Origin of the sequence: Luteibacter mycovicinus (assembly GCF_000745235.1) — a bacterium.
GTDB classification, from domain to species: domain Bacteria; phylum Pseudomonadota; class Gammaproteobacteria; order Xanthomonadales; family Rhodanobacteraceae; genus Luteibacter; species Luteibacter mycovicinus.
Map to the genome: position 1 here is coordinate 1693229 of NZ_JQNL01000001.1, position 23091 is coordinate 1716319.

Sequence of the window (23091 nt, forward strand, 5' to 3'; positions counted from 1 at the left end):
ATGGAATCATCCTTCTTCGCCGTTCTGGGCATCGACCCCGACGCCGATGAGCGTGCCATCCGGCGCGCGTATGCCTCACGCCTGAAGGCCATCGATCCGGCAAGGGACCCAGCGGCCTTTGCGACGCTGCGCGAGGCGTATGAACAGGCTCAAGCGCGGTATCGCGACGGCGCGGGCGCCGACGTTCCGCGCCAGCACGCGGTGACGGACGATGTTCCGCCGACACCCGCGACAGCCAGCCTCGACCCCCGGGACGAAGCGAGCGCTGCCTTGTCGTCCTTTGCGGGCAGCCTTGTCGCGGAGCCCGGCACCGGCGCGCGTGTGCTTCTGTATCGCGTGACGCAGACCGTACGCGGCCACGTCGATGCGCCGGCCTGGTTCGAAGTGCTGCTGATCGCCGCGATCGCCGGGCAGGATTTGACCAGGCGCGATGAGGTCTTCGCCGCGGCGACGCAGGAATTCCACTGGAACGAGGTCGGCCGTCTCGCCGAGCTGGGCGATCACGGGCGCTGGGTCGAACACGTGCTCGTCCAGGAGACCGGATGGAAGGCACTGCCGGAACGCGTGCAGGAGCGGGTTTTCCACGCGATTCGCGCCGCCACACGCGAGGACGACGTGCGGGCGCCCCACGTGGTCGCCGCATGGCCCCTGATCGCCCGATATCTCGGTACGTATCGAACCTACCTGTCACTTCGCGTCACGAACGAGGTGCTCGAGGCCTGGCGCGAGGCGTTTGCGGCCTTGCCGCCGGCGCGTCGTCGCAAGCTCGAACGCAAGGCGGAGCGCGGTGCGGCACCGGCGGCGTGGTGGAGCTGGATCAGGGAGCGTTTCACCGGCGGACTTGCCTGGCTCTTCTACTTCGGCATGGCGGTCCGCATCGCCGTCGCCGTCTTTCGCCAGCTCGGATGGATGAAGTGACCGCGGGAACCCCGTGGCATCTGCAGGTGCTCGGGTTGCCGGGGTATGCGGACCCGGTCGCCGTCCGTCGCGCGTACGCCGCAGCGCTCCGTCAGATCGATCCCGAAACGGATCCCGCCGGTTTCGGCAGGCTGCGCGAAGCGTACGAAGCGGCCCGGGCCTGGTGCGAGGCGGGAGCAAGCGAGCCGCCCCTCGCCGTGTCGACGGACGTCGGGGCGCTCCGGGACGACGCCCTTGAGCCGGAAGAAGTGACCGCCGGCGCATCCCCCGACCATCCCCCCGTGACGGACAACACACTGGCGCTGGCCATGGATTTCGCCGCCGAGGTCGGTACCCACGGCGCCGGGCAGGTGACTGCTCTTCTGGCTGCATCGCTGGCGGAGGTGCGCAAGCAATACATCGATGCGCCGGGACTGTACGAGGAACACCTGATCGATCTGGTCGCGCTGCAGCGTATCGGCCACCGGGTGGACGTCTTCGCGGCGGCGGAAGAGCAGTTCCACTGGCACGAGGTGGGCCATCTTGCCGCGCTGGGCAAACGGGGCCAGTGGGTCGAGAAGGTGCTGTCCGAACGCGATGCGTGGAACGAGCTGGGTACCGACCAGCGCCATGGATGGCTCGCGGTCTTCGCCCGTGCCGAGACGTCGCTGGACACATCGCTGCTGCGACACTGGCCTGAGGTGGCAAGGCTCCGCGAGAGCTATCCGGCGTGGCTCGGCCTGCACCTTTCCCGTGACACGCTGCGAGCGTGGCAATCCATGTTCGACGCGCAATCGCCATCCTCCCAGGACATGTACCGGCGCATGGCGTTGCCCGATTCGGCTTTTCTCCCGGTCGGGGTCGCCCGTGCCCGCGAACGCGCACGAGGCAGGTCGTCCTCGTGGCTGGCGGTGCTGGTCATGTCGATGTGCGTGGGCATCGGACATCTGGTCTTTAACGGGTTCGCAGACAAACCTTCCGTGCCGTACGACCCGACGCCATTACCGGCGGATACGCCACGCCAGTGTGCCGATCTCTATCTGGAACTCGATGCGCCTGACGCGTTGGCCGGACGCGCACCTGTGGAGGCGGAACGCCTCAAGACACGTGCGGACCGCTGCGCCAGGGCCGGGCACTGGCATCCGCCAGTGCCCGGTCGCTGATCACGGCGACAAACGCGGCACCCCGTGCTGATCACGCTCTTCCACCGCGGTGACACGCGTATCGATACGTCCCGTACGGATCTCGGGCAGTGCCTCGGTGACCTCGCCGCGCGCCAGTGCCAGCGCGTTGCGATAGCAACGCTGGGCAATGGCGGGATTCTCTTCGCCGACGTAGACGTCGCCAAGCGCTTCCCAGGCGGCGACGCTGGGCTCGATGGCCAGCGCGCGCTCCAGCAGCGGCTTCGCCTTGCCCCACAGGCGCACGCGAACGCACATACGGCCGACTGCCGTAAGCAGTGCCGCATCGTTCGGATGCGTGTCGATCCAGGCCTCCGCCTTGCGCAGGCGCTGGTCGATGTCTTCCGCACCCATGCCGCCATAGGTGGCGATCAGTGTCGGCGACCATTCGCGACGCAGTGACGTCTCGATCTCGTCCATCGCCGCCATGATCTGACCATGACGCGCCGCCTGGCGCGCATACGCGTCCACGGCCGCGGGCAGGCGACGCTGCCCCTTCGGCAGCTGCGACCACAACGCGGCCAGTGCCGCGCCATCCGGCGCGCTGGCGATATACGCCGCGACGATGCGCGATTCCAGTTCGGTAAAGGCACGCGAGCCGAACTCGCCGCTCTTCTGCAAGGGTTCGATCGCGCGGACCGCGCCGCGTGCGTCACCCGAGGCGAGCGAGGCTTCGGCAAATTCGATCCAGCCCGCGGGCGTGAGCGCACCGCTGTTAGCCTCGGGCGCCAGCAGGGTGGCGGCGTCGGCCGGTTTGCCGGCACGACGCAACAGGCGGGCACGCAACACGCGGGCGGCACGCGGCGTTTCCTGCGCGGCCTGGTCGAGTGTTTCCAGCGCTCGGGTCGACTCGCCGTGACGCTCGGCGGCTTCGGCGGCGGCGAGCAGGGCGGGACCGCGAACGGAGGGGTAACGCGCCGCGCGGTTGAGGTCGCGCTCGGCTTCGCCGTGCCGCCCTTCGATCAGCGAGACGAGGCCATCGGAGAGACGGCGACGGCTGAGGTTGCGGTGACGACGCGTCATCGCCCCGAACGGCCAGCGGATCAGCGCCACGAGCGCGGTGATCGCCGCCCATGCCAGCAACAGGATCACGACGGCGGTCACCACCGTCATCTGCACGTTGGTGCCACGCAGGTGGATCAGCACGTAGCCGGGGCCCTCGGCGACCCAGTGCCACGCGAAGGCGGCGATCACCGCGACGAGAATGAGACCGACGATCCAGCGCCAGAGCTTCATGGCGTGGCCTTCGGCGCCGGAGCGGCGCTCGACGGAACGGCCGGTGCCGCAGGCGCGGACGCGCTGGCCGCATGGGCGGGACCACCATTGGTGTCGCCACCTTTCAGCGCATGCACGGAACGCAGGTTGCGCAGTTCCGCGAGGGCGGCGCCGAGCTTAGGCTCCTGCCCCTTCGCCTGACTGGCCAGCAGCGCGGCGATGCGCGAACGCGCAGCCTGCACGGCGGGCGAAGCCGGATCGAAGCGAGCGGCCAGCGTGGCATCCACGCGCTTCAACGCGGCATGGCGGCCCACGTCGTCATAGGCAAGCACGGCGGATTCCGCGTGGGCGACATCCAGCGCAGCCAGTTCGCGTGCGATGCGATCGTCGGCCAGACCCAGCGGGGTGCCGTCGTCGTGACTGACCTTGACGATGCTCCCCAGCGCGTCGCCGGCACGCTGCCAGAAGTCGCGATCCTGGGTGGTGTCGTTCTTCGCGTCGGTACTCGTCAGCGGCAGCGTCGGGATCTGCGCACGCAGTTCGGCGAGCGCCGCGAGGTCGCTGGCGCGCGCAGGCGGAGCGATACCGTTCAACGCTTCGCGCTCAGCCGCCAGGTTCTGGCGCACGGCGGAGAAAGCGCTGTCGTTGACGGCGGCCAGCGTCTTATCGGCCAGGTCGTAGGCCGACAACGCACCATTGGCATCACCGAACAGGGCGAAGCGCTCCTTCGCCATGCGCAGCAGGGATTCGGCTTCGTCGAGCAGCATCGCGTCATGACCGCTCAGGCTGCGCTCGGACAGGTTGGCTACCGCATCCTCGAGGTTCTTCGTACGCTCGGACACGCCGAGCATCTCTTCGCGTGCGGAACGATTCACGCCATCGGCGTCACCGACCCGGCGACGAAGATTGGCGTTGTCGTCGCGCAGACCGTCGACGGCGGCCTGCAGCGTGTCCACCTGCCCGCGCAGACCATTCGCCGCGCCCAGATCCTGGCGCATGTTCCAGACGGTCCAGCCGGTGTAGCCCGCCGCGCCGAGCGCGGCCAGCGAGAGCAGGATGGCAACGGCAAGCGCGCCACCCCCACGGCGTGGAGCGGGGTCGCGCGACCGTTGCGCACGGGCGGTCGGAGGCGCGGCGGCCGGGGCCGGCTGCGCCGGGACGGAATCGGTCGGTGGGGTCTCGGTCGTCATGGGCCGCATGCTAGCAGGCCGTACGCCAACGCATGGAACACATCCCTCAACGGCGCGTGAACGACACCTGGCTTGCGGCCGCGAGGAGGTCGCCCGGTAGCGCCGAGGCAGCCACCACCACGCGTTCGAAACCGACCTGCACGGCGATATCGCGCAGCCGCTCACTGCTGACGACGGCCACCGCCTGGATCAGGCGGCGCCACGCGGGAGCGATCAGGGCGCGGTGCAGATGATCGAGCGCCTCGGCGCTGGAAAGCAGGACGGCGGAGCGGCGCGTGAGCTTGAGGAGCGGGTCGATGTGCCGACGATCCAGCCGGGGCGCCACCCGGTGATAAACGTGGATCTCCGCCAGGAGGGCACCCCGTGCCACGAGTTGCTCACGGAGCAGCCCGCGCCCCCCTGCGGCGCCGATCAGGGCCACACGGCGGCCACGGATGTCCGCCAGTTCGGGAAGATCGAGCACACCCTCGCTGTTCTGAGACGTTTCTGGGAAGCGCGCATCGGGCAGGTTCGCGGTACGCAGGGCACGCGCCGTGCCGCGCCCGACGGCGATCACCACGGCGCGCGTGGCCAGCGGCAGCACGTCGGCGGCGAAACGCACGGCGGCAGGGCTGGTGAAAATCAGGATATCGCCCTCGAGTGCACGACGCAGATCGGCGTCGACGGCACTCGCATCCTCCGTGGCGCGCAACGAGAGCCCGGGTACGCTCACCGGAATGCCGCCGAGCTTGCGTACACGACGGCTCATCGGGCCAGCCGTGCCTGCGGGCCGGGTAATCACGACCGTGACGTTGCGAAGCGGGTGGGTACGGCTCACGTGAAAGCATCCTGCGAGTGATACGCCAGCATAGAAAGATGCGGGCCGCGTCACCAATGCCGAAGGTTGGGGCGCCATACGGATGCGAACGGTTTACCTCGCCTCGTAGACTTGACCGCTTATGACTTCGATACCCGACGATCTCGCCAGCCTCGAGCGCTTCATCCTCGACGGCATCCCCCTCGCGCAGGCCATGCGGGTGCACCTCGCCGAGTTCGATGGCGAACGCCTCGTCATGACCGCCCCGCTCGCCCCCAACATCAACGACAAGGCCTGCGCGTTCGGCGGCAGCCTGGTCACCCTGATGACCCTGGCCTGCTGGAGCCTGGTCGAGGCCATGCTGCGCCGTCGTGGCAGCGACTGCGATGTCTTCGTGGCGGACTCGACGGTGCGCTACCTGGATCCGGTCTGGACCGACCTGCGCGCGGAGGCCAGTCTGGCGCCCGGCGCGCGCTGGAGCTCCTTTTTCGCGACGCTGGACGGGCGCGGCAGGGCCCGCGCCGACTTCACCTGCGTCGTCCCCGGCGGCAACGGCAAACCGCTTGCCAGCATGGACGCGCGCTTCGTGGCTAAACGCCGGGCATAATGCCCGCCGACGCCTCTACGGATCCTGCCATGCGCCGACTCGCCCTGCCCTCCCTCGTGCTCGTGCTCGCGACCCTCTCCGGCTGCGCCACGGACATTCGTAACCAGGCGCTCAACAGCACCCTGATGAACTACGCGGGCTCGATCCGCTGGGGCGATTTCACCGGCGCGCAGATCTATATCGATCCGGATTATGCCGAGGAGCACCCGGTCAGCCAGGTCGAAATGAGCCGGCTGGCCCAGCTGCGGGTGACCGGCTACGACGAGGGCGGCGGCCCGCGGCCCGATGGCCCGGACGATGTCGTCCAGTTGGTCCAGATCAGCGTGGTCAACATCAACACGCAGGCGGAGCGGACCGTCCTCGACCGCCAGCGCTGGCACTACGACCGCGAAAAGAAGAAGTGGCGCCTGATGACGGGCCTGCCGAACTTCACACCGCAGTGAAGCCGCTATAATCGAGCGTTTAGCCCTATTGGCACGCGGAAGACCCGATGAACGACGTTTTGCAGAAGTTGCCCCAGTTCGTGAGCAACCATGGCGCGCTGGTCGCGCTTTTCGTGGTCATCCTGATCGCCCTGATCGCGGGCGAAGTCAGCGTGCTGTTCCGCAAGTGGAAGAGCCTGACGCCGGCCGGGCTCACCCAGCTGATCAACCGCGACACCCCGCTCATCGTCGACCTGTCGGCCAGCGCCGACTTCGAGAAGGCCCACATTCCGGGCGCAAAGAACGTGGCGATGAGCCAGTTCGACCCTGAAACCCAGAAGGACCTGAGCAAGGCGAAGGAGCTTCCGGTCGTGCTGGTCGACAAGGACGGGCGTGGCGTCGGCAAGGCGGCCAACCGCCTGATCAAGGCGGGCTTCGCCAGGGTGTTCGTGCTGGAAGGCGGCACCTACGGCTGGCAGGCGGCCCAGTTGCCGACAGCGAAAGGCAAACGGTAGGAGCGCGCCCCGCGCGCGATCCAGACCTGCGAAAGCGCCGGAAGCCCCTGGAGCCCCCCCCCTGGACCGCCAGAGCCCCCGGGGACCGCTAGAGCCCGTGAATCCCCGCGCGCCCGCGCAGGATCGCATCGAGCACATCCGGCGCCAGATCGAACGAGTCGAAATACAGCCGGTCCTCCGGAAGGCCGGCCTCGACAAAGAAGTCCCGGCCCGCCGCGATCATGGCCGGCGGCCCGCTCATGTAGAGCTCCACGCCCGTCAGGTCCGGATGGTCCGCCAGCAACGCGTTGTGGACCAGCCCCTCGCGCAACCCACCGGCCTGCGCTTCGTCCGGATCGGACAGCACCGGCGTGAAGGTGATGTTCGGCACCTTGCTGGCCCATGAGCGCGCAAGGTCGAGCAGGTAAAGATCCGCGGCGATCCGCGCGCCCCAGTAGATATGCATGGGACGACGCGTACCCAGCGCGATGAAGTGTTCGACGATGGCCTTCACCGGCGCGAAGCCCGTACCGCCGGCCATGAACAGCATGGGACGCTCGGAATCCTCGCGCGGCACGAAGGTGCCCAGGGGCGCTTCGATCGCGAGGCGATCGCCGACTTTCAGCGACTCGTACACCCACGACGTGAAGCCGCCGCCGGGGACGTGACGCACGTGCAGTTCGATGAGCCCGTCGCGGCGGGGGCCACTGGCGATCGAGAACGGGCGATGCTTGCCGTCCTCGAGGATCACATCCAGGTACTGACCTGGCAGCCAGTTCAGCCGGTCGCCCTGTAAAGGACGCAGCCAGATGCCTACGACATCGGGTGCGAGGAGGCGACGCTCGACCACCTCCGTCTCGACACGACGATGCGGAATGTCCTCGACGGAGGCGATCTCGCGCGCGCGAATGGCGATGTCGCCTTGCGGCACGGCCTGGCAGAGCAGGATCGCGTGGTGCTCGCTCTCCGACGCCGACAACGCCATGGGCGGATTGCGCGGGTAGGCGCAGTCGCCTTCGACCAGGGTGGCCTTGCAGCTGCCGCACACACCGCCACGGCAGGAGTACGGCAGCGCGATACCCGCCCGCTGGGCGGCTTCGAGTACGGTTTCGTCGGTCTCGGCGTCGAATCGCTTGCCGGACGATGTCAGGGTTACGGTGGGCACCTGCGCATTGTAGGACAATGATGGCTTGCTCATGGGACGACCCCACGTATGGCCATCTGGAAAAACCCCATCGACCTCGCTCGCGTCAACGGCTGGAGCCGGGGCACGATGATGGAGACCCTCGACATCCGCTTCACCGACTTCGGCGACGACTGGCTGCGCGGCACCATGCCTGTCGATCACCGCACGCAGCAACCGTTCGGTCTCCTGCACGGCGGTGCTTCCGTCGTGCTGGCCGAGACGCTCGGAAGCTCCGCCGCCCTGCTGACGCTGGACGTCGAGAAAGAAGTCGCCGTCGGCCTCGACATCAATGCCAACCATATCCGCGGCGTGCGCGGCGGCATCGTCACGGGCACGGCCAAAGCCCTGCATCTGGGTCGCACCACGCAGGTCTGGGAAATCCGCATCGAAGAGGAACAGGGCAAGCTGGTCTGCCTCTCGCGCCTGACCATGGCGGTGATTCCATCGCCGGGTGGCGCGCCGGGAAACCTGCGCTCGTGAGCGAAAGCGCGCCGTACGCCGCCCTCTCGCCGGATGTCGTGCTGGCCGCCGTGGACGCCACCGGCACCTGGAGCGATGGCCGCCTGTTGACGCTCAACAGCTACGAGAACCGCGTGTTTCAGGTCGGCCTAGACGACGGTGGTTTCGTGGTGGCCAAGTTCTATCGCCCGGGCCGCTGGACCGACGCGGCTATCGAGGAAGAGCATGCGTTCGCGCTCGAACTCGCCGCGGCGGAATTGCCGATGGTCGCGCCGCTGGCGTTCGATGGCCGGACGATGCTGCGCCATGAGGGTTATCGCTACGCCGTGTATCCGCGCCGGGGTGGCCGCGCGCCATCGCTCGAATCGGCGGACCAGCTCGAATGGCTGGGACGGTTGCTCGGTCGCATGCATGCGATCGGTGCGCGCCAGCCGTTTCGTGCCCGTACCACGCTCGACCGGGCGACGATGATCGACATGCCGACGCGCGCCGCGCTGGGTTCCGACCTGCTGCCCGCGCATCTTTTCGATGCGTATCGCAACGCCGCGTCGCGCGTGGACAACGCCGTGGCGAACCGCATCGAAGCGGTCGGACCGGTTCACCGCATCCGCCTGCACGGCGACTGCCATCCGGGCAACGTCCTGTGGACCGACGCCGGCCCGCACTTCGTCGACCTGGACGACGCGCGCATGGGACCGGCCGTGCAGGATCTATGGATGCTCGCGGGCGACGACGCCATGATGGATGCCTTGCTCGAAGGCTACGGCCAGTTTCGCGACTTCGACCCGACGGAACTGGCGCTGGTGCCCGCGCTGCGCGCGATGCGTCAGGTGCATTACGCCGGCTGGATCGCCGAGCGCTGGCACGACCCGGCCTTCCCCGCCGCGTTTCCCTTCGCGGCCGAGCCTCGCTGGTGGGAACAGCACATCGCCGACCTGCACGACATCGCCGACGACCTTTAATCACACCTTCCTGTTTTCTCGTGGAGACCGCTTTGAATTCCTTCTTCACCCGCATCATCGCCGTGTTCGAAATCGCCGGCGGCCTGTTCGGTCTGGTCCATCAGTTCGAGCGTCTGCTCAACGGACGCTTCAGCGGTGTCGATGCCATCGTCGCCGTACTGGGCGTGCTGCTTTTCGGCTTCATCCTCGTCGCCGGCGTTCTGCTGGCGAGTAACGACGGTCGCGGCACGCAGATGTCGATCTGGGCCCAGTTCCTCCAGGCCCCGCTGATCGCCACCCCGATGTTCAGCTATGCGCTGTCCAGCGGCGCCTTCGCCAATCTCTCGGTCACCCTGCAGCGCTCGCCGCACCTGGGTTTCGACTGGGCGATCGCGGAGCATGGCTGGCTGCTCGCCCTCGGCGGCCCGTCTGCCGCGCATCTGGGAATCAACCTGCTGGCCCTCGTTTCCTGGCTGGTGCTGCGCTTCGGCCGCTGAGCCCCGGTATCATGGGCGGATGAATACGCCAGCCCTGCCCGTCATCCGCCTCAAAAACGACCGCGTCCCCGGCCATCCGTGGGTCTGGTCGGCCCAGATCGTCAAACCCGACGACCGCCTGCCCCCCGGCACCGTCGTCGAGGTACACGATGCCCGGGGTCGCTTTATTGGGCGGGGTTTCTGGAATGGCCACGCCCGCGTGGCCCTGCGCCTGCTCACCACCGACGCGGACCAGTCGATCGACGAGGGCTGGATTGCCGCCCGCATCGCGCGCGCCGTCGAACTGCGCCGCGAGCTGCTCCGTCTGGACGAGGTCAGCGACGCCTGGCGTGTCGTGCACAGCGAAGGCGACGGCCTCTCCGGCCTCGTCGTCGACCGTTACGCCAATCACCTGGTGGTCGAATATTTCGCCGCCGGCATGTGGCGCTTCCGCGACGCCATCCACGCCGAACTGCAGAAGCACTTCCCGGGCGCCTCGCTGTACTGGTTCGCCGAGCAGCACGTGCAGCGCCAGGAGTCCTTCGACGTCCGCTCCAACGACGCGCCGGCCGCGGTCGATGTGCACGAGCACGGCCTGTCCTTCCATGCGGCGCCGGGCCTGGGTCACAAGACCGGCTTCTTCGCCGATCAGCGCGACAACCGTCGCCGCTTCGCGCAGCTGGCGCGTGGCCGCCGCGTGCTCGATCTGTGCTGCAACGCCGGCGGCTTCGCCGTGCACGCAATGAAGGCCGGCGCCCGCGAGGCCATCGGCGTGGACGCGGACGCCGCCATCCTGGAGGTCGCCCGTGAGAATGCGCGCATGAACGGCGTCGAGGCCACGTTCGAGCAGGGCGACGTCTTCGAATGGTTGCGCGCCGCGATCGACCGTGGCGACACCTGGGACGCGATCGTGCTCGATCCGCCCAAGCTCACCCGCGACCGCAACCAGGTCATCAACGCGCTGAAGAAGTACTTCGCGATGAACCGCACGGCGCTCGACGTGCTCGCACCGGGCGGCATCCTGCTGACCTGCTCGTGCACGGGTCTGGTCGGCGAGGACGACTTCCTCGAGATGATCCGCCGTGTCGCCCTCAACGCGGGCCGCGAACTGCAGGTCCTTCACGTCGACGGTGCCGGCGCGGATCATCCCGTGGCCAGCAACGTCCCCGAGAACCGCTACCTCAAGGCGGTGTTCTGCCGCGTGGGCTGACGAGGCGTTCACCGGGCCTTGATCGCCCGCTGGCCCACACTCCGGGCCATGTCCAGGAAGCCGCCCACCGACGCCCTCGTGGTCGTCACCGCCGAACAGGCCCACGCGAAAGCCGCGGGCCTGGTGTATGTCTGCGACACCGACGCGGGCATCACCCGATGCAAGCGCGGGCGGGCGTTTTCCTACCTCGACGCCGAAGGCAAGCGGATCACCGACGAGGATGTGCTTGCCAGGATCCGTTCCCTGGCCATCCCCCCGGCGTACACCCGCGTCTGGATCTGCCCGAACGAACGCGGCCACCTGCAGGCCACGGGACGCGACGCTCGCGCACGCAAGCAGTACCGTTATCACGCGAAGTGGCGCAACGTCCGCGATCGCGGCAAGTTCGAACGTGTCCTCGAGTTCGGCAAGGTGCTGCCCGCCCTGCGACGTCGCCTTAGCAAGGACCTGGCCCTGCCGGGGTTGCCACGCGACAAGGTGCTGGCCCTGATCGTCAGCCTGCTCGAGGAAACGATGATCCGCGTGGGCAACGATATCTACGCGAAACAGAACAACTCGTTCGGCCTGACCACCCTTCGCTCGCGGCATGTAGCCGTCCATAAGGGGCGCATCGAGTTCCACTTCCGCGGCAAGAGCGGCCAGTGGCGCGACGTGGAGCTGGACGACCGTCGGCTGGTGAAGATCGTGCGCCGCGTGCAGGAGCTGCCCGGCCAGCGCGTCTTTCAGTACCTCGACGACGAGGGCAACCGGCAGCCGGTGGATTCCGGCATGGTCAACGACTACCTGCGCAGGGTGACGGGCGGGGAATTCACCGCCAAGGACTTCCGTACCTGGGGCGGTACCGTGCATGCCGTCGCCACGCTGGCGGCAACGCCGCTACCGGACAAGGGCGGTCAGGCAGCCCTGCGCGCGACGCTGGCGGGCGCCGTGAAACAGGTAGCCTCCGTGCTCGGCAATACGCCTGCGGTCTGCCGCGCGTCTTACATTCACCCCGAGGTGTTCGAGGGGTGGCTCGTCGGCGAACTTCATCGGCATGTGCCACCTACCGGCCTCCATGCACCGCGCAAGTTGGAAGCGCTGACCCTGGCTTTTCTGCGACGGCGCCTTCGTGCGTCCGCCCGCTCCCGCTGACGCATGCGGATGGCTATAGTGCGCACACGGGGTTCGCGTTCCATTTTCCAGAGGTTGGTTTGACGATGTCGCGGTGGAAGGTGTTTCCCGTCATGTTCGGTCTGGCGACCGTGTCCGGTGCGCTGGCCCAGGAGGCGCCCGCCGCGCCCCCTTTCGCTCTCCCCGATGCGCAGAGCCACCGTGGCGTCGTCGACGACACGTGGATCGTCGCGCCGAAACGACTACCAGGCGCGACGCTCGCGGCGGTCAAGAATTACGCGGATGAAGGTGACATCGCCGCCGGCGTCTCGCTGCGCTATCACATCGATGGCGCGGACTGGATCATCGCCGACGTGTTCATCTACCCCGCCGGCGAAGGCGATGCGTCGAAGATGCTGAAACAGGCCGCGGACGACTTCCGCGAATCGGTCGACTTCGCCGAGCGCCAGCAGATCTACCGCAACGTGTGGTGGGGAGACGAAGCGCCGTATACCGCTTCGCTGGCGGGCGGCAAGAAACTCGAAGGCAGGTTTCTGCCGATCGTATTCGACGCGCAGCAGGACATGCTGACTTCGCGCGCGTACCTGTTCTATCGCAAGCTGTACTTCGTGAAGATTCGCCTGAGTACGACCGTGGACGCGGTCGACTCCCTGGCGGAGCGCGCCGACCGGTTCATCGGCAGCCTGCTCGATGGCGTCGATATCGTCAGTGTGGGCGGCTGCGGGAAGAAGATGGACATCATGGCGCTGCCGAGCGGTCAGACCGCCCCGGCGGATTTCACCGACAGCGTGAGCCCGGACGGTTTCGGTATCGCCATCAGCATGTCGAAAGCGGGTGGTGCCACCTACGCCACGCAGATGACCAGGGCGATGGCGGTTGCCGCGCGTCGGCAACTCGCCACGGGCTGCACGTCGCTCAATTACAAGCCGCCGGGCGACGACAGTATGCGTGCGGTGCTGCACTTACGCTTCGGGCCCGAGGACTGGGGTGCCGCGCCGCGGCACTGATCGGAAGAAGCGGCCGGGACGCGTCCCACGCCCGGCCGCTGTCGGTCACCGTGGCGAATCGTTGTCAAATCCTTGAGCCGACCCGCCACCGGCGGCGACACAGACAGCATGACGGTCGTTGCCGCTTTGGCATATAGAAGAATTCTGAAAAATCGCGCGGATCGTGAGCGACCGTCTCTCCACGTCGCCCCGACTGTCGCGCCTTGTAAACTGTCGTCTTCACCCCGCCGAGCGAGCCGATGACCACGAAACCGCGACCGTTTTCCATGATCCGCGACTTCGCGCTGGCCGACTGGTTCACGCTGGGCAACGCTGCCAGCGGCGTGGGCGCCCTGTTCTCGACCATGACCTACCTGCAGGAAGGTGGCGTCTGGCACCTCTACATGGCATCGGGGCTGGTGTTGCTGGCACTGATTTTCGACGTGCTGGACGGACGGATCGCGCGCTGGCGCCAGCGCGCGTCGCTCATGGGTCGCGAACTGGACTCGCTGGCGGACGTCATCTCGTTCGGCGTCGCCCCCGCCGTCATCGGCTACGGCTGCGGTATGCAGGGCGGACTGGACCGCGCCATCCTGCTGATGTTCGTCTGTTGCGGCGTGTCCCGCCTGGCCCGCTACAACGTCACCGCCGAAGCCCACGCGAACGAGGAAGGCAAGGTGACGCACTTCGAGGGCACGCCCATTCCGACCTCGATCGTCCTAGTCGCGGTGCTCTGCGCCGCGGCGGCCACCGGCGCCCTGCACGAACGGATGTGGCTCGGCAGCGTCCAGATCGCCACGCTGGGCCTGCATCCGCTGGCCCTGATGTTCGCGGTCTCCGGCGCGCTGATGGTCAGCCGCATCCGCATTCCGAAGCTTTGAGCGGGCAGGCGCCGACCTTGCTCAGGCCGTGACCGGCCGCGCCGGTTGACGGCGCCACGCGCGCAGGCCGATCACCGCCAGCACCACGAATCCCGCGTACAACACGGCCGTGACCGGCAGTGCCTTGTAGATGTATTCACCGACGTAGAGCACGTCGACGACGATCCAGAGCCACCACGCGGCGACGTGTCGTCTTGCCTGCCACCATTGCGCGACGAGGCTGAACGCGGTGAGCCCGGCATCGAGCCACGGCAGGGAGGCGTCGGTCCAGCGATGCATCGCGTAACCGAGGGCCAGTGCCGCCGCCGCGCCGACCGCGAGGTGGGTAAACGCACTCCGACCATCCAGATCGGCGACGCGGACGTGACCGCTCCCATCCAGATTGCGTCGCCAGCGATGCCAGCCGTAGAGGATCAACAGGGCGAAAGCGATCTGTAGCAGCGTGTCGGAATAGAGCCTGGCGTCGACGAAGATCCACGCGTAGGCGATGACGGAAACCAGCCCCACCGGCCAGCACCACGGACTGCGTCGCGCCGTGAGCCACACGGCGGCCGCGCTCACCAGCGCGGCCGCCAGTTCGAACCACGACAGCTCAAAGTTCATAGGTCACCGAGAGACGGGCCAGGCGCGGCATGCCGGGGAATAGGTAGGCGTCGCCGCCCGAGGTGCCCGTGTCGCGCCAGTAGAAGCGATTGAAGACGTTATCGACATTCAGACGCCACGTCATCGCATGGCCGCTCACGGTGGTCGCGTAACGAAGCCCGGCATCGAACACATGGTAGCCGGGCACGCGCGTGGCGCCGTCCGGCGTCGCCACGTTGCTGCTCGCGTAACGCCAGCCGCCCAGCACGGCAAGCCCCTGAACGAAGGGCAAGCTGTAGTCGGCGTACACGGCGGTGCGCCAGCGTGGCACGTTGACCACCTGATGATCTTCATAAGACGGCGCGCCGGTATTTTCCGCACGCGCGCGGATCGCATTGGCACTCGCCGTAATGCGCAGCCGGTCGGTAACCTGCCCGGCCAGATTCAACTCGATGCTCGTATGCACCTCCTGTCCCTGCTGGACAAAGGTGAAGCCTTCGGCCGTATCGTCCGGACGAGCGAACTGATACGACTGACGGATGCGATACAAGGCGGCCTGCAGGTCGAGCACATCGCTCACGGCATATTTCACGCCCGCCTCGACCTGACGCGAATGCAGCGGCGCGAGCGTCGTGCCACCGTTGGAAGTCCAGTAAGGCGCTTCGCGACCGAGCGAGATGCCTTCGCCGTAACTCAGGTACGTCGTCAGCGGCGTCGTCGGCTGCCACAACACAGCTGCCTGCGGCAGCGTCTTCGTCTCACGCGTATCGCGCTCGAGTGCGCCGGTGTCGTCGTAGGCGCGCTCGTCCAGCTTGACCAGACGCGCGCCGGCCAGAACCTGCCACTGCTCACCCATGTGGATGCGATCGATCGCGAACAACGTGCGCTGCCAGCTGGTCAGGCGACGCACGGACGCGCCGGGCTGGTTCGGCGACGGATCGAACACCGGAACGACGCGATCGTCGATGTTCGCCGTACCGACGTAGTCGTACACGTAAGGACGCTGGTCGACCGTGCGACGGAACGCGCTGGCACCGACATTGACCTCGTGATCCAGTACACCGGTGGCGAAGCTGCCCGTGACCACGCCCCTCACCTCGTCGTTCTGGCGCGTGTCGTCGGGACTGCGGTAGTCGTATACGTCGTAGTCGCCATTGGGCGCGAAGAAGTAGCCCGGTGTGGCCCCCGACGCACACGCTTCGGCATAGAAACACCCGTAGGCAAACGCGACGTTGTCGTCGATGACCGTATGGCTGTGACCCGCCGACACCTGGGCGTTCCAGGTGTCGCTGAAGCGGTAGTTGAAGCGCAGCGACGTGTTGCTCGAATGGATACCTACCGGTCGTTGCCAGGGCTGGTAGCCGAGCAGTCGGGTGCGACTCGGGTGCGCCGGAATCGACGTTCCACCGAGCAGCTGATAACCCGATGCGGAATTGCCACCGCTGGTCTGATAGTCGGTGTCGAGGAGCAAGGTCGCCTGTTCGTTGATTTTCCAGTCGGCGCCGATCGACAGGAAGCTGCGACGCCCATCGGTGTGTTCAATGGCACCGTGCGTCTTTTCGTTGGCGGCATTCACCCGCACGCCGAACGACGGGGTAAACCATGTGCCAACGTCGAGCGCTTCGTAGCTGGAGCCGTGCGAGTCGGTGCCGAGGGTGACGTTGTGCACCTCGGCTGGGCGCTTGCTGACGTAATTGACCAGCCCACCCGGCTCGACCACGCCCGCCTCGAGACCGCCGAGGCCCTTCAGTACTTCGACGCGCTCCTTACCCTCCAGGGCCTGCAGCTGCTCCGCGGACATCATCATGCCGTTGAAGCGAAAGCCTGTCGCGAGATCCAGCGGAAAACCGCGGATGGATACATCCTGGTAGTAACCCGCCGGCGCGTAGTTGTCGTTGATCGCCGCGTCTCCGCGCACCAGCTCGCTGAGCGTGCGCGGCTGGCGATCGTCGATCTGTGCGCGGGTGATCACAGTTATGGCGGCCGGAGTGTCGTGCAGCGCCGCGCTGCCGAAGCTGCCGAAGGTGTCCAGCTGCGAGTCCGCGGCGTGGTAGCCGTCGGTCGCCGACGCGTGCACGTCGATGGTCGGCAGGGTGCGGGCCTGCTGCGGAGCGGCACGGTCGTCCGAGGCCTGGGCCAGCGGAGCAAGGGCGAGCAGGGCCAGGGCGAATGGGGTACGGGCAAGAGTCATCGTCGTCTTCGGGTTCACGGACGAAGCGACGGCGAACCACGCCGCCCGACAGGGCGTTTGTGGTTCTGCAAGCTCCCTACGCCGGTACTAACCGGGTCAGGTTCCAAGGGACTCTCTCAGCCCGGCGTATGCCGGGCACCCCCGCTTCTAGAACGCCTATTGAAGCACGAAATGTCAGCGAGCGTGACGGAGGGCGTCGAGCAGTCCCTGCCCTTCGATCCCGGCGAACCAGCGGGCATGGCCCAGCAGGAAGGTCCGATAGGCCACGTCGGCGTGATCGCGGCGCCGCGTGATGCCTTCGAAGTACTCCACTTCGGAAAGCGCAAAATCCACGTGGACGACGGGCAGGACATCGGCAAGCGCGGCCAGGTCCGCCGGAGCAAGCGGCCGGACGGACCGATAGCCATCGAGCAGGCCGAGAGCCAGATCGATACGGGCAATCCCGCCCCGTTCGATGTCGAGCCACGCGATGGCGTTCCGCTCGATCGCCGTAGCCAGGTCGAACAACGCGAACGTGCGCGCGGACAGACCGAAGTCCAGCACGTCGGTGATTCGCCCCGCATCGCTCGCGTCGCTCCAGCAGAGGTTGGAGACGTGCCAGTCGCCGTGGGTCCACAAAGGCGCTTGTCGCGCTACGGCCAGGGCCGCAGCCCGCGTCCACCGGCCGAGAACCGCACCCACCTCGTCGCGCCAGTCGCGCTCGCTCAGATAGGCGACGAGCGCGGGGCGTCCGGCCATCTGTCCGGCCAGCACCGACACCGGATCGGATGCCGAGAGAATCTCGGCACGGGCGACCAGCAGATGGGTCCCCCGCTGCGGGGCATCGTAGCCTTCGGCCGCAAGGTGCAGCCGCGCGAGCATCGCACCCGCGGCGTGCGCGTGCGCGGCGCCGCCCGCGGGCGACCACGAAAACGCGTCGCGGTAGACATCGTTCCCGGTCGCGGACCGATGCACTTCGTAAACCCAGTCGCCCCTGGACACCGAGGAGCAGCCGGTCGCGTCACCGAGGACAAGTGGCACGGGGATCCCACGCGCGCGCAAGTGCGTCGCGAAACGATGTTCTTCGGCCAGCGTCCGCTCGTCGCGCAGACTCATGTGGTGCCGTTTGACGAAGACCTCGCCGGCCGAGGTGCTGACACGTGCCGCCGCCGACAGCGGGCGGGGACTGTGCCAGACAATGGCGTACGGCCCCTTCAACGAAGGGTAGCCGTCGAGCAGCGATGCCACCTCGTCTTCCGTCAGCGGCGGCCAGTCCGGTGCCTGCTGGTCGCCCGCGAGGCCGTGAGAAAGGTGGACTTCGTCGCTCATTCCGCCAGTGTATCGGACCCGCCATGCCCGCCTCACCCGCGCGCGGAAACGGCAAATTTACCAATTCGCCGTTTATTCGATGGCGAGCGGGCCGATAACCCTTCAAACTAGGCATGCCGATCGCGGAAAGCGTCGCTACCGACTGCTCCGATCGGCCACCCGGAAGGCAGAAGGGGTCGAATGTGCGTGCACTGAACAAGGATCCGTTAGTCTGGGGGCGCTATGTCGCCGTCGCGGGCGCGTATGCCGCCTGCTACGAGCTCACGCGCAACTTTTCATTTTCGCACTGGATGCTCCCTGCCGGCCTGCGCCTGGCCTGCCTGCTGCTTGTTCCCCGTCGCTTCTGGCCCGCGCTCGCTGTCGGCGAATCCCTTCCCGTCGCTGAAATGGCCGCGCTGCATGCGCATGCTTTCGGCGTGCTCTGGGCCTGCCTCGTCTCGATCCCGACGATCGGCCTGTGCATGCCGGGGGTGATATGGATCCGGCGTCATGCGGACCTGCGTCGCGCCGACGGCCAGATCAACATGAACATGATCATGGTGGCGACGCTTGCCTGCGCCCTCATTGGCGGCGGTGCCAGCACCTTTACGCTGTCGATCGTGCAGATGGGCGATGGCTCGCCCAATCCCGTGGTCGAAGTACAGGACTTTCTGATTTATTTCCTCGGTCAGTACCTGGGCGCCCTTACGCTCACGCCGACCATCATGGCGATGCGCGAGCGCATGGCTGCCCTGCCCGGTGGCATCGTCACCTGGCACGCCGTGCGGTCCAGCCCGCTGGCGCGCGATACGCTGCTGATCGTCGTACCCTCGCTCGCGATCCTGATCTTCCTCGCGTCACAGGTCGTCGAGGGCACCGCCGCGCTGCAGAGCGTACGCATGGCGATGGCGGTTCCCGTCATCCTGCTGACCTGGCGGCACGGCTGGCACGGCAGCGCGGTGGCCGGCATGCTCGCCAGCATCGCTCTCGCATCGACATCGTCGTTCCTGACGGAGCCGCTGATGATCCAGGCGCAGGTCGTGCTGTCGCTGGTGATCTTCACGTCCCTGCTGTTCGGTGTACGAGTGGCTCGCCGCATCGCGGCGAACCACCCGGTGGTACTGAAAGGCGCCTGCCGGGAACCCAGTCAGCGCTGACCGAAAGGTCCTGGGCGGAACGACGCCCCGGTCTTTCCATCTTCCTCGATCACGGACCGTGGCCATTGCAGTCGCGTACCGTGGGGCATTCGCCGGCAAGGAGAGCCGTAATGCGCACGGTCCCATCCGCCTGCGTGGCCGCCTTCACCTGGACCGTGCCGTCGTTATAGACCGTCTCCGACGTACCGCCGGCCGGGGTGTCCAGCGGTTCATCCGGCGTGGAGACGCCGGCCGCGTCGGAACCGACCGGCGTACCCACGAGCGCGTAAGGCGTGCGGGCGACCGCACCGCGCACCTTTCCGCTCGCGTCGTTGACCTGGATATACCGGGTCGTTCCGCGCTGGAACACGTAGACGTGGTAGTTCGGGCTGGCGCTGACGTCGGTCGCGTTCGGCCAGGATTGACCCAGCCCCGACAGAGCGGTCTGGGCGTGAGCGGCGCCGAGTCCGAGCGAAGCGACGACGAGGCAGGCGAGCGTGGAGCGGGCAAAGCTACGCATGGTGGATCCTCCTGGGCTGTGTGGAGCAAGTCTGGACGCTGTGCGCGTCAGATCCTGCGACTCGGTCAGGGCTGTTCCATGACCGATTTATCCACTTTCGCCCATCGCCAGAGGACCCTGGCGGGCGGCTGCCGATTACGCTCACAGCTGTACCGTCGTCAGGCGCCCCGGCACGCCCGCGGTTCACCATCGTGAGGATCACGCGCGCAGAAAAAGAAAAGCCCCCGATTTCTCGGGGGCTTTTCAGTGGTGGCTGGGAGACTAGGATTCCATCGATGTAACGCCTAGACCCGCCCACATATGCCTCTGCGCGGTCGGACGATATCGGGAGGCATGTCCTCGATAGTTGTCCAAGTCGGCGAAGGCTATCAGGTCCGCGTTCGGATGTGGATCTACTTCCGACGGCCGTAGGGGGACTGATTGGTCGGCTTCAACGAAATCTTCTCGCTGCTGGCCTTGCTGGCCACGGCGCCTGCCGTGCGTCCCAGTTTCAGCCCCATCACCCGGGTCGGCGTATTCTCCGCGGCTAGGGTCTTAAGGTTCTGGACTTCGGCCGAGGTCCAGGCCTTTCCGGAGTTTGTTGGCGTCTTCTTCGTCATGGCGAACTCCCCAAAAGGGCATCTGCTCGTGACCCTGCGTCGCGCGCCAGCCCACCCTAGAATCCCGCTGATTCCATCCCCACGCAACTGCCGTCCGGGTCAGGCCCAGCCCGTCGCCGCCGGCAGACCATTAAGCAGGTATTCGAGCCCCCAGGCGGGCTCCTGCCAGCACTTCCGCGCATGGTGCGCCACGTCCATATGGGCAAACATAGCCAGCACATATCCATCAGGGAACAGAGTGCGCGCGGCCGCGACCGCGGAAGCATCCAGGGGGTTGAACCGCCCTGGAGACTCCCACGGGGAGTCAAAGGGGCTGATGATCTCGCCAATAAAGACAAGCGCAGCCACCATGTGAGAGAGGTCCAGAATATGGACCGCATAGTCGTCCAAAGAGAGGTGAGCCGCCGATCGGTCCGCATGGAACTTGATGAAGCCGATCCGCTTCTCAAGCAACGAACTTTTTTTGATGAGGTCAGCCCGAGGCCTCGATAGGCGACGGAACAGATGCCTGAGGAACGTGAGTGCCGCTAAAGCATCCCCTCGCGACTCTTTCGATTGGTCGGCCCAAAAGTCGGCATGCTCAAGTAGGACTTGGTCGGACACACTGGCGAAGAACGCCCCGCTCAAACCCGATTTTTTCTCGTCGAAAACCTTTCGGCAGTCGAGGGTCAGCGAAGCGAATGCGGTGTGCTTCAGATAATGACGGAAGACAACGCCGGGATGCCCGGGAACAATGGGCGTGCCCCCATCCGCCGATCCTGCCGCAACGAAGGAATGGAACGCGGCAGAGGCAAAGGTGGCCCGCGCATTAACACCCCTCAGAAAATGGACGGAGCGCTCGAATGGGGTCATCTGAATAATCGGCTGGCTTAGCCGATCAATGCGGTCTTCGAGCTCCTTCCGCGCTTTCAGATCGTCATGCGCCTGGGTGATTACGAACTTCATGCGTTTCCGGAGGTGTTGTCGGCTAAAACCTCAGTTGAGCGGACCGTGAAGCAAAGTCAACGTCTGCGAGGCTACCGGACCGCCCTGACCGGTCGGCATTCGGTTCCAGCGCACGAAATGATGACCTTATGATCCGAGCACTGCGCCTCAAACTCGCCCGCGCCCGGCCCGCTCTGGACGTCGCCGCACCCCAGCGAGCCGGACATTTTCTGAGCGGCGAGCACGGTCGCTGCCGGGTCGAACCGGGGGACGGGCTGGGCCGCAGGGCTGACCACGGTCGGCGGAGCGCCGACCGGCGCCTGCGTAGGCGCTCCGGCAACCGGCTTGATCCCGTATTTGGTCCGAATCGAACTGGCCAGAAACCGCGCATCGAGCACGCCCGGCTGCTGGTCGTGGAAGAAGTGTGCGGTCACCCGGCTGCTAGGCGCATGGACCGTGATCGGCATGGACGGCACTCCCGACGCATAGACGCTGTTTCCAACGACATGCGCCTGGTAGTAGCCCGGGGTGAACACGGTTGAAGCGGTGTCGCTCATGCGAACGCCATCCACGGCGACGTAGGGAAAGCCCCGCTCCAAGGCGAGGTCGGCCGCGCGCAGCAGGACCATGTCTCCGGCGCGCTCATCCCCGGTGTAGCCATTGCCCTTAAAGCTGATCACGGCAACGTCGGGTGCCATCATGGTCTCGCTGAACCCGCCGCCGTTCCAAAACGACTTGGGCGCGTAACTGGTGTAGCACCCACCCAGCGGCAGCAGCGCGAGGGCGAGTAGCAGTTCCTTCTTCATGGTGGTCCCCAAATAGAGAGTTCAGCGAACCGCCCTCTGGGCTGGCTCTTAGGCTAGACCTATAACGGCCCGGCCAAGGCGCACTTTAGGATACAGCCGCGGCGATTTGAGGGCGGGCTGGACCTAGCGGGATCTTGGTTCGGACAGTCTATTTGGGCTTTTTGACCAGTTCACGCGCGGGTCGAGGCAAGATCTGGAGGCGTCGCTCCAACTCTCCGATGAAAGCCTCCCAGTCGGCGCCATAGACGCCGACTAGGCGTCGGCATACCAGGAGATCAACACCGCGTTGGCCCAGTTCGATCTCAGACACCGTCGTTTGGCTGGTGCCGAGTTGGGTGGCGACCTCGTCTTGCCGCAGGCCCGTAGCCAGCCGCAACTCTCGCAATAGGCCGCACAGCACCGTTTGCTCGGTGCTGTGAACGGACTTGAGTTTGGGAACCTTGGGCATGCGGACCTCGACGGGACACCGCACGCTACGGAATCGGCGTGTTTACACTATTTTCAGGCATGCACCCGAAAAACGGGTGTAACCTCTGTGACGCGTCGCTAACGGCGCTATCAAGGAAAGGAACAGGGACATGCTGACACTTCGCGACGGCCTCCTTCGGGGGCTGCTGGGTAGGTTTTTGCCCGTGCTTGCCGCGCTTGGAATCTTTGCTGTGCCGGGGGTCGCGGCCGCGCAGCGGGCCCACTACCTGATCGTCTACAACGACGATGCGCTGACCACCTTGCGTGTGGAGATCGCCCCGCACGGTAGCGGCGACTTCCGTCAGTTGGATATGTCCGGCTCCCTTGCCGGCGGGCAGAGCGCGCATACCACCGCGACCTACCCGGATGACCTCTGCTCGGTGGACCTGCGCGTGACGTATGCGGCGCCCAGCCCCGTCTTGACCATCACGGACTGGGACCTGTGCCGCAGTCCAAAGATCCACTTGGGGATGGCGCGACGTGCTGCCCTCGCCTCACCCGCTGCCTGACCGCCTGCCTCCCATGAG

The 23091-nt window shown here is 66.6% G+C and carries 26 protein-coding genes and 1 riboswitch; of the genes, 14 read left to right on the forward strand and 12 right to left on the reverse strand.

The features are described 5' to 3' along the window. Both FA85_RS07635 and FA85_RS07640 read left to right on the forward strand, forming a co-directional pair. The gene (locus tag FA85_RS07635) at positions 1-918 is read left to right on the forward strand and encodes a J domain-containing protein (protein WP_036110078.1); all 918 of its coding nucleotides are present in this window, start codon (positions 1-3) and stop codon (positions 916-918) included. Further along, positions 915-2060, forward strand: a complete 1146-nt coding sequence (locus tag FA85_RS07640) for a hypothetical protein (protein WP_036110074.1) — start codon at positions 915-917, stop codon at positions 2058-2060. The genes FA85_RS07635 and FA85_RS07640 overlap by 4 nt, the downstream gene beginning before the upstream one ends. On the opposite strand, the gene FA85_RS07645 is transcribed toward FA85_RS07640, so the two are convergent. The 3 genes from FA85_RS07645 to FA85_RS07655 are packed head-to-tail and all read right to left on the reverse strand — an operon-like array spanning position 2061 to position 5300. Next, entirely contained in the window at positions 2061-3314 is a 1254-nt protein-coding gene (locus FA85_RS07645; RefSeq protein WP_036110071.1) for a heme biosynthesis HemY N-terminal domain-containing protein, read from the reverse strand. Beyond that, entirely contained in the window at positions 3311-4483 is a 1173-nt protein-coding gene (locus FA85_RS07650) for a uroporphyrinogen-III C-methyltransferase (protein ID WP_081907635.1), read from the reverse strand. The genes FA85_RS07645 and FA85_RS07650 overlap by 4 nt, the downstream gene beginning before the upstream one ends. 46 nt (positions 4484-4529) lie before the next feature. After that, complete coding sequence (locus tag FA85_RS07655; RefSeq protein ID WP_036110068.1) at positions 4530-5300, reverse strand: uroporphyrinogen-III synthase; 771 nt, start codon at positions 5298-5300, stop codon at positions 4530-4532. Between the two features lie 121 nt (positions 5301-5421). Here FA85_RS07655 and FA85_RS07660 point away from each other — a divergent pair, with 121 nt between their 5' ends. From FA85_RS07660 to FA85_RS07670, 3 genes are read left to right on the forward strand one after another with little or no spacing between them, the layout of a single operon-like run. Further along, positions 5422-5886 carry a YiiD C-terminal domain-containing protein gene (locus tag FA85_RS07660; RefSeq protein ID WP_036110065.1) on the forward strand — a complete coding sequence of 155 codons (465 nt, stop codon included), beginning with the start codon at positions 5422-5424 and terminating at the stop codon, positions 5884-5886. Between the two features lie 29 nt (positions 5887-5915). Beyond that, positions 5916-6329 (forward strand): hypothetical protein, encoded by a 414-nt coding sequence (locus tag FA85_RS07665; RefSeq protein ID WP_036110062.1) that lies wholly within the window; start codon positions 5916-5918, stop codon positions 6327-6329. 47 nt (positions 6330-6376) lie between these two features. Further along, a complete protein-coding gene (locus FA85_RS07670; protein ID WP_036110059.1) occupies positions 6377-6823 on the forward strand; it encodes a rhodanese-like domain-containing protein in 447 nt (148 codons plus the stop codon). Positions 6824-6911: 88 nt separating this feature from the next. Here FA85_RS07670 and FA85_RS07675 read toward each other — a convergent pair whose 3' ends face one another. After that, entirely contained in the window at positions 6912-8000 is a 1089-nt protein-coding gene (locus FA85_RS07675) for a 2Fe-2S iron-sulfur cluster-binding protein (protein WP_036110056.1), read from the reverse strand. Positions 8001-8015: 15 nt separating this feature from the next. On the opposite strand from FA85_RS07675, the gene FA85_RS07680 reads away from it, so the two are divergent. From FA85_RS07680 to pssA, 7 genes are all read left to right on the forward strand, one after another. After that, a complete protein-coding gene (locus FA85_RS07680) occupies positions 8016-8468 on the forward strand; it encodes a hotdog fold thioesterase (RefSeq protein WP_036110052.1) in 453 nt (150 codons plus the stop codon). Then, positions 8465-9409 (forward strand): serine/threonine protein kinase, encoded by a 945-nt coding sequence (locus FA85_RS07685; RefSeq protein ID WP_036110050.1) that lies wholly within the window; start codon positions 8465-8467, stop codon positions 9407-9409. Before FA85_RS07680 ends, FA85_RS07685 begins: the two co-directional genes overlap by 4 nt. Before the next feature lie 32 nt (positions 9410-9441). Next, positions 9442-9885 carry a hypothetical protein gene (locus FA85_RS07690; RefSeq protein ID WP_036110047.1) on the forward strand — a complete coding sequence of 148 codons (444 nt, stop codon included), beginning with the start codon at positions 9442-9444 and terminating at the stop codon, positions 9883-9885. Positions 9886-9904: 19 nt separating this feature from the next. Continuing rightward, positions 9905-11074 carry a class I SAM-dependent rRNA methyltransferase gene (locus FA85_RS07695; protein WP_036110044.1) on the forward strand — a complete coding sequence of 390 codons (1170 nt, stop codon included), beginning with the start codon at positions 9905-9907 and terminating at the stop codon, positions 11072-11074. Positions 11075-11122: 48 nt separating this feature from the next. After that, a complete protein-coding gene (locus FA85_RS07700) occupies positions 11123-12205 on the forward strand; it encodes a DNA topoisomerase IB (protein ID WP_051943269.1) in 1083 nt (360 codons plus the stop codon). A 65-nt stretch (positions 12206-12270) separates the two neighbouring features. Then, positions 12271-13191 carry a hypothetical protein gene (locus tag FA85_RS07705; RefSeq protein WP_036110041.1) on the forward strand — a complete coding sequence of 307 codons (921 nt, stop codon included), beginning with the start codon at positions 12271-12273 and terminating at the stop codon, positions 13189-13191. A 239-nt stretch (positions 13192-13430) separates the two neighbouring features. Beyond that, positions 13431-14051, forward strand: a complete 621-nt coding sequence (pssA, locus tag FA85_RS07710) for a CDP-diacylglycerol--serine O-phosphatidyltransferase (RefSeq protein WP_036110038.1) — start codon at positions 13431-13433, stop codon at positions 14049-14051. Positions 14052-14072: 21 nt separating this feature from the next. On the opposite strand, the gene pnuC is transcribed toward pssA, so the two are convergent. The 3 genes from pnuC to FA85_RS07725 form a co-directional block, all read right to left on the reverse strand. Next, entirely contained in the window at positions 14073-14654 is a 582-nt protein-coding gene (gene pnuC / locus FA85_RS07715) for a nicotinamide riboside transporter PnuC (RefSeq protein ID WP_428977039.1), read from the reverse strand. Then, the gene (locus FA85_RS07720; protein ID WP_036110036.1) at positions 14644-16824 is read right to left on the reverse strand and encodes a TonB-dependent siderophore receptor; all 2181 of its coding nucleotides are present in this window, start codon (positions 16822-16824) and stop codon (positions 14644-14646) included. Before FA85_RS07720 ends, pnuC begins: the two co-directional genes overlap by 11 nt. A gap of 56 nt (positions 16825-16880) precedes the next feature. After that, a riboswitch (TPP riboswitch) is annotated at positions 16881-16977 on the reverse strand. Positions 16978-16998: 21 nt separating this feature from the next. Then, positions 16999-18132 carry a phosphotransferase enzyme family protein gene (locus tag FA85_RS07725; RefSeq protein ID WP_036110033.1) on the reverse strand — a complete coding sequence of 378 codons (1134 nt, stop codon included), beginning with the start codon at positions 18130-18132 and terminating at the stop codon, positions 16999-17001. A 182-nt stretch (positions 18133-18314) separates the two neighbouring features. Between FA85_RS07725 and FA85_RS07730 the strand changes: the two genes are divergently transcribed. Beyond that, positions 18315-19268 (forward strand): MASE1 domain-containing protein, encoded by a 954-nt coding sequence (locus FA85_RS07730; protein ID WP_036110032.1) that lies wholly within the window; start codon positions 18315-18317, stop codon positions 19266-19268. A gap of 49 nt (positions 19269-19317) precedes the next feature. Here the strand turns inward: FA85_RS07730 and FA85_RS07735 are convergent, their stop codons facing one another. The 5 genes from FA85_RS07735 to FA85_RS07755 all read right to left on the reverse strand — a co-directional run bounded on the left by FA85_RS07735 (position 19318) and on the right by FA85_RS07755 (position 22544). Further along, positions 19318-19767 (reverse strand): hypothetical protein, encoded by a 450-nt coding sequence (locus tag FA85_RS07735; RefSeq protein ID WP_036110029.1) that lies wholly within the window; start codon positions 19765-19767, stop codon positions 19318-19320. A 392-nt stretch (positions 19768-20159) separates the two neighbouring features. Continuing rightward, complete coding sequence (locus tag FA85_RS07740) at positions 20160-20366, reverse strand: hypothetical protein (protein WP_036110026.1); 207 nt, start codon at positions 20364-20366, stop codon at positions 20160-20162. 99 nt (positions 20367-20465) lie between these two features. Then, a complete protein-coding gene (locus FA85_RS07745; RefSeq protein WP_051943267.1) occupies positions 20466-21311 on the reverse strand; it encodes a hypothetical protein in 846 nt (281 codons plus the stop codon). Between the two features lie 71 nt (positions 21312-21382). Beyond that, positions 21383-22096 (reverse strand): CC0125/CC1285 family lipoprotein, encoded by a 714-nt coding sequence (locus tag FA85_RS20825; protein ID WP_051943265.1) that lies wholly within the window; start codon positions 22094-22096, stop codon positions 21383-21385. Positions 22097-22244: 148 nt separating this feature from the next. Continuing rightward, positions 22245-22544: a helix-turn-helix domain-containing protein gene (locus tag FA85_RS07755; RefSeq protein ID WP_036110023.1), complete on the reverse strand. Its 300-nt coding sequence runs from the start codon at positions 22542-22544 to the stop codon at positions 22245-22247. 130 nt (positions 22545-22674) lie between these two features. Here FA85_RS07755 and FA85_RS07760 point away from each other — a divergent pair, with 130 nt between their 5' ends. Continuing rightward, positions 22675-23073 carry a hypothetical protein gene (locus FA85_RS07760; RefSeq protein WP_036110021.1) on the forward strand — a complete coding sequence of 133 codons (399 nt, stop codon included), beginning with the start codon at positions 22675-22677 and terminating at the stop codon, positions 23071-23073. Positions 23074-23091: the final 18 nt, after the last annotated feature.

Coding starts and splice junctions, on each gene's coding strand:
- FA85_RS07635 (WP_036110078.1), top strand. CDS start 1: ATGGAATCATCCTTCTTCGCCGTTCTGGGCATCGACCCCGACGCCGAT.
- FA85_RS07645 (WP_036110071.1), bottom strand. CDS start 3,314: ATGAAGCTCTGGCGCTGGATCGTCGGTCTCATTCTCGTCGCGGTGATC.
- FA85_RS07650 (WP_081907635.1), bottom strand. CDS start 4,483: ATGACGACCGAGACCCCACCGACCGATTCCGTCCCGGCGCAGCCGGCC.
- FA85_RS07660 (WP_036110065.1), top strand. CDS start 5,422: ATGACTTCGATACCCGACGATCTCGCCAGCCTCGAGCGCTTCATCCTC.
- FA85_RS07665 (WP_036110062.1), top strand. CDS start 5,916: ATGCGCCGACTCGCCCTGCCCTCCCTCGTGCTCGTGCTCGCGACCCTC.
- FA85_RS07670 (WP_036110059.1), top strand. CDS start 6,377: ATGAACGACGTTTTGCAGAAGTTGCCCCAGTTCGTGAGCAACCATGGC.
- FA85_RS07675 (WP_036110056.1), bottom strand. CDS start 8,000: ATGAGCAAGCCATCATTGTCCTACAATGCGCAGGTGCCCACCGTAACC.
- FA85_RS07680 (WP_036110052.1), top strand. CDS start 8,016: ATGGCCATCTGGAAAAACCCCATCGACCTCGCTCGCGTCAACGGCTGG.
- FA85_RS07695 (WP_036110044.1), top strand. CDS start 9,905: ATGAATACGCCAGCCCTGCCCGTCATCCGCCTCAAAAACGACCGCGTC.
- FA85_RS07700 (WP_051943269.1), top strand. CDS start 11,123: ATGTCCAGGAAGCCGCCCACCGACGCCCTCGTGGTCGTCACCGCCGAA.
- FA85_RS07705 (WP_036110041.1), top strand. CDS start 12,271: ATGTCGCGGTGGAAGGTGTTTCCCGTCATGTTCGGTCTGGCGACCGTG.
- pssA (WP_036110038.1), top strand. CDS start 13,431: ATGACCACGAAACCGCGACCGTTTTCCATGATCCGCGACTTCGCGCTG.
- pnuC (WP_428977039.1), bottom strand. CDS start 14,654: ATGAACTTTGAGCTGTCGTGGTTCGAACTGGCGGCCGCGCTGGTGAGC.
- FA85_RS07720 (WP_036110036.1), bottom strand. CDS start 16,824: ATGACTCTTGCCCGTACCCCATTCGCCCTGGCCCTGCTCGCCCTTGCT.
- FA85_RS07725 (WP_036110033.1), bottom strand. CDS start 18,132: ATGAGCGACGAAGTCCACCTTTCTCACGGCCTCGCGGGCGACCAGCAG.
- FA85_RS07735 (WP_036110029.1), bottom strand. CDS start 19,767: ATGCGTAGCTTTGCCCGCTCCACGCTCGCCTGCCTCGTCGTCGCTTCG.
- FA85_RS07740 (WP_036110026.1), bottom strand. CDS start 20,366: ATGACGAAGAAGACGCCAACAAACTCCGGAAAGGCCTGGACCTCGGCC.
- FA85_RS07745 (WP_051943267.1), bottom strand. CDS start 21,311: ATGAAGTTCGTAATCACCCAGGCGCATGACGATCTGAAAGCGCGGAAG.
- FA85_RS20825 (WP_051943265.1), bottom strand. CDS start 22,096: ATGAAGAAGGAACTGCTACTCGCCCTCGCGCTGCTGCCGCTGGGTGGG.
- FA85_RS07755 (WP_036110023.1), bottom strand. CDS start 22,544: ATGCCCAAGGTTCCCAAACTCAAGTCCGTTCACAGCACCGAGCAAACG.
- FA85_RS07760 (WP_036110021.1), top strand. CDS start 22,675: ATGCTGACACTTCGCGACGGCCTCCTTCGGGGGCTGCTGGGTAGGTTT.